Origin of the sequence: Accumulibacter sp., from assembly GCF_023806565.1 — a bacterium.
Classification (GTDB): domain Bacteria; phylum Pseudomonadota; class Gammaproteobacteria; order Burkholderiales; family Rhodocyclaceae; genus Accumulibacter.
In genome coordinates this window covers 5,259-9,587 of sequence record NZ_JAMTDV010000123.1, presented here as the reverse complement: position 1 = coordinate 9,587, position 4,329 = coordinate 5,259, and the positions used below count along the sequence as shown (strand labels likewise).

The following is a 4,329-nucleotide window of genomic DNA, read 5'->3' as shown; positions in this document are numbered from 1 at the left end:
GGCTTGCCGTTGTAGCGGCCGTTGAACTCGTAGTCGCGCGATCCGAGTTCGACGCGGGCGACGTCGGCCAGCCGCACCGTCGACCCGTCCGGGTTGGCGCGGACGATGATCTGGCCGAACTGCGCGACATCGGCCAGACGACCCTTGGAAGTCACCGTGTAGACCAGCTCCTGACCCTTGCCGATCGGCGACTGGCCGACCTTGCCGGCGGCGAACTGCGCGTTCTGCTCGTTGATCGCATTCGCCACGTCGCCCGGTGTGAGCTTCAGCTGCGCCAGGCGATCGGGCTTCAGCCAGACGCGCATGGCGTAATCCTTGGCGCCGAAGATCTGCACGTTGGTCGTCCCCGGCAGTCGCTTCAACCGGTCGAGAACGTTCAGCGTCACGTAGTTCGAAGTGAACAGGTCGTCGTAGCGGCCATCGGGCGAATAGAAGGCGAGCACCTGCAGGAAGGCGGACGAGCCGGGCTCGACGGTCACTCCCTGACGGCGCACTTCGAGCGGCAGTCGCGACTCGACCTGTTTGACGCGGTTGCTGACATTGACGGCAGCGAGGTCGATGTTGGTGCCGATCTCGAAAGTCACCTGGATCTGCGCGACACCGTTCGACGACGAGTTCGACGCCATGTAGATCATGTGCGGCAGGCCGTTGATCGCGTTTTCCAGCGGTGCGGCGACCGTCGATTCGAGTACCTCGGCCGATGCGCCGGGGTAGATCGCCTGCACGGTGACGACCGGCGGAGCGATTTCGGGATATTGCGCGATCGGCAGCGAACGCATCGCAGCGAGGCCGGCGACGATCAGCAGCACCGAGATGACCACCGCGAAGATCGGGCGGTCGATGAAGAAGCGCGAGAACATGATCGCGGTCCGGTCAGGGTTTCGTTGCCGCCAGCGCCGGCGGGGTGGCCGTTGTGGGCTCGCCGCTGGCCGCGGCAGCGGCGGGCTCGGCGACATGCACCGGCGAATTCGGCATCATGATCCGCGCCAGACCGTCGACGATCACGCGGTCGCCGGCGGTCAGGCCGGAATCGATCAGCCAGAGGTTCTTGCCGTTGCTCTCCGACCAGTCGCCGACGACCACCGGCCGCGCCTCGGCGATGTCCCTGCCTTCCTTGTTCTTGCCGACGACGTAAACGAACTTGCCCTGCGGCCCTTCGAGCACCGCCGCCTGCGGCACCGCCAGCGCGCCCTGGCGCTGCGCTCCCTGGAGCACTACACGAACGAACTGGCCGGGCTTCAGCGCGAGGTCTGCATTGGCGATCTCGGCGCGCATTTCGTAGGTGCCGGTCTGCGGATTTACACGCGTATCGGCGAAATTGATGCGCCCACTGCGGGGGAAGGTCGATCCGTCTGAAAGCTTCACCGCAACGGTGAAGGCGTTGTCGCGCGGCAGCGCCAGCCGACCGTCGGCGACCGCCCGATTGATTCGCAGTTGCTCGTTTTCGGAGACGTTGAACAGCACCCAGATCGGATCGACCTGAGAAACCGTCGTGAGCAGCGTCGTATTGGCGTTGGCCAGGCTGCCTTCGGATTGCTGGGCGCGGCTCGACAGGCCGCTGATCGGCGCCACGACGCGGGTGTAGGCGAGGTTGAGTTTGGCTTCGGTGACCCTGGCCTGCGCAGCCTTGACCGCGGCGTTGGCAAATTCGGCAGCGGAAGCGGCGTCGTCGGCCTCCTTCTGTCCGATCGCCTTGCGTTCGGCGAGCGGTCGCAGACGTGCCGCTTCGCGGTCGGCCTGCGTCTTCTGCGCACGGGCGCGCAGCAACTCTGCTTCCGCCGATGCCAGTTGCGCCTCGAAAGGCTTTGCGTCGAGCAGGAAAAGCGCCTGTCCGGTGCGTACCGGAGAGCCTTCCTGATAGACGCGCTTCTCGACGATGCCGGTTACCCGTGCACGGACCTCGGCATCCTTCGATCCGGCGGTCTGTCCGACGTATTCGTAAGTGACCGGGAACGACGCAGGCTGCACGCTGATCGTCGTCACTTCGGGCGGCGGAAAGCCTCCCATGCCCCCCGGCTGCTGCCCACAGCCGCCTGCGGCCAGCGTGAAAAGCAGGAGCAGCACGAGGGAAGAGGGGGACCAGCGAACTAAGGGCGGTGACATGGAAACTCCTCGGGAGCGCGCATTTCGGCCGCGAACGGCGCGACTTGCGAAAGTCGCGAATTTTACGTACATTCAGGAATGTTTGTAAATAGGCGCGCTTGCCGGCGGGCCGTTCCTCTGGACTGAAGAAATGGTGAGACGGACGAAGGACGAGGCGCTTGCCACTCGCGAAGCGCTGCTCGACGCTGCCGAGCAGGTGTTTCGGGCGTGCGGCGTGACACGCGCGACGCTGGGCGACGTGGCGAGCGCGGCGGGTGTCACCCGTGGCGCGGTTTACTGGCACTTTCGCGACAAGAGCGAACTGTTCGCCGCGATGTGCAGCCGTGCCACGCTGCCCATGCAGAGTCGCCTCCAGCAGGCGGCGGAAAGCGACGGCGACGACGCCATAGCAACCTTGCGCGCAGTTTCTGTGCAGGCACTGCGCGAGATTGCGTCAAATCCGCGCACACGCGCCGTGCTCGAAATCGTGCTATGCAAATCGGAGCGATTGAGCGAGGCGACCAACGGCGCGCCGCTCGCCGACGAAATGGACCGCCAGTGCGTGCGTGCGGTCGAGCGCATCATCGCCCGTGCCGTTGGGCAGGGCCGCTTGCCCGCCGCGACCGACAACAGTCTGGCGGCGCACATGCTGCACGCGTTTTTCCACGGCGTCATTCAGCTCTGGCTGACGCATCCCGACGCCTTCGATCTGGATTCGTCGGCACCGGCGCTGGTAGACACGATGCTCGCGGGGCTGCTGACGGCGCCGCCGCTGGCCTCGGCGAGAACGCGCGACGCGGCCTGATCGCCGCGCATCAGACGCCGCGATCGTCCGGTACGTCGTGCATCGCCCTCACGCGAGGATGACTGCGCAGATGGGGCTGTCGGAGCGTCCCGATCAGCCTTGCGATCACCTGTGCCCGACTGTGTACGTCGAGGATGTGGAAGATGTCGCAAAGGTGGTCCTTGACCGTTCGTTCGCTGATGCACATTTCGATCGCGATTTCCGCGTTGGACAGCCCGCCGAGAACGCCGTCGGCGACCATCTGCTGGCGTGGCGAAAGACCATAGCGTCGGAGGCGCTCGACAAAGTCCGTCCGCTGCCGGAAAGGCTGCAGGGCAACGATCGTCGCGCCCTCGTTCAACGGTACTGCGTGGCAGGACTGCGAGGAAGCGGACGACCCGACTGACCGAGTGCTGGCCAAGGAATATTCGCCGTCGTCGAGCAGAAAGCTTCGCAACAGGCTGCTTGCCGTCCATGGAACGCGCGTCACGTGGAAACTTTGGGCTGCCAAGTGAATGATTCCGCTTCCTTCTGGGCGCAGAACGGTCAGCAGCGACTCTGGCGGGGTGTGGCCGAGGAAGGCGTCCGCTGCCCGATTGACAAAGGCTGCCCGCCCTTTCCGGAAAACCACCACCCCGGTTTGCGTCCGCGGTGACGGATCGCTGGTCAAGCGCTGCAGCGTCAAGGCGCAGGCCAGATGCGGGGGCGAGGCCGTCAATGATCGCTCGTTCATCGGCAGTGAAATCGCTCTCGGTTCGCGTCCGATGCACACAGAAAGCGGCGACCGGTTGCCCGGCGATGGCCGTCAGGACGCCGGCGGCGCACGCATACGGGACCGAGTGCATGAAGGCGGCGTACTCACTGCGGTCGAGTTCGTTGTGGCTGGCGACTTCGGAGAGCAGAACGGTGCGATTGAACAGCGATGGTCCGGGTCGGCGAACGACAAAGGGATCCATCGGCGCATAGTGTTCGAGATAGCCTTGCATGTCGGCTGGGCAGCAATCGAAGCACTTTCCGCGCCGCAGTTCCAGCGTGGCGGGGTCGATCGGGATCAGCACCCCACTCGAAAAAGGGATCAGGCGGCGTAGCGCGACGAACAGGTCGTCCACCCCTGCCTGCACCTCGACCATCGAGTAAGCGAGCTCGACAATCCCGAGCAGCGGCAAGTTGCGCGAGCCGTTCATTGCCGATTCCCCACACCGGACGACGGCTCATCATACTCCATGCGCCAACGTCAGGGCGAAATTCCTACTTTCGGACGGTTGTCCGGCAGCACAGCGCAGTCTATAAAAAAGATGAGTGCGCTGGGTCAGAAGTATAACGAGGGTAAATTTGTTCCTTTCGAGAAACTGTCATTCCGGCGTCTGCCGGAATGCAGATTCCTTCATTTGATCAGGCTTCTCAACCGCAGTTTGAGGGACGTACTGGATTCTCGCCCACACCCGCCGGCATGACTGAAAATC

At 64.3% G+C, this 4,329-nt stretch carries 4 protein-coding genes; 1 reads left to right on the top strand and 3 read right to left on the bottom strand.

The window, feature by feature from the left end:
- The coding region (locus NFV80_RS14460; RefSeq protein WP_296759121.1) for an efflux RND transporter permease subunit at positions 1–860 on the bottom strand (860 nt) is incomplete at its 3' end.
- A 13-nt stretch (positions 861–873) separates the two neighbouring features.
- Positions 874–2,103: an efflux RND transporter periplasmic adaptor subunit gene (locus NFV80_RS14455; RefSeq protein ID WP_295331443.1), complete on the bottom strand. Its 1,230-nt coding sequence runs from the start codon at positions 2,101–2,103 to the stop codon at positions 874–876.
- A gap of 130 nt (positions 2,104–2,233) precedes the next feature.
- Here NFV80_RS14455 and NFV80_RS14450 point away from each other — a divergent pair, with 130 nt between their 5' ends.
- Entirely contained in the window at positions 2,234–2,887 is a 654-nt protein-coding gene (locus NFV80_RS14450; RefSeq protein ID WP_295331444.1) for a TetR family transcriptional regulator, read from the top strand.
- A 10-nt stretch (positions 2,888–2,897) separates the two neighbouring features.
- Here NFV80_RS14450 and NFV80_RS14445 read toward each other — a convergent pair whose 3' ends face one another.
- Positions 2,898–3,584: a helix-turn-helix transcriptional regulator gene (locus NFV80_RS14445; protein WP_295331445.1), complete on the bottom strand. Its 687-nt coding sequence runs from the start codon at positions 3,582–3,584 to the stop codon at positions 2,898–2,900.
- Positions 3,585–4,329: the final 745 nt, after the last annotated feature.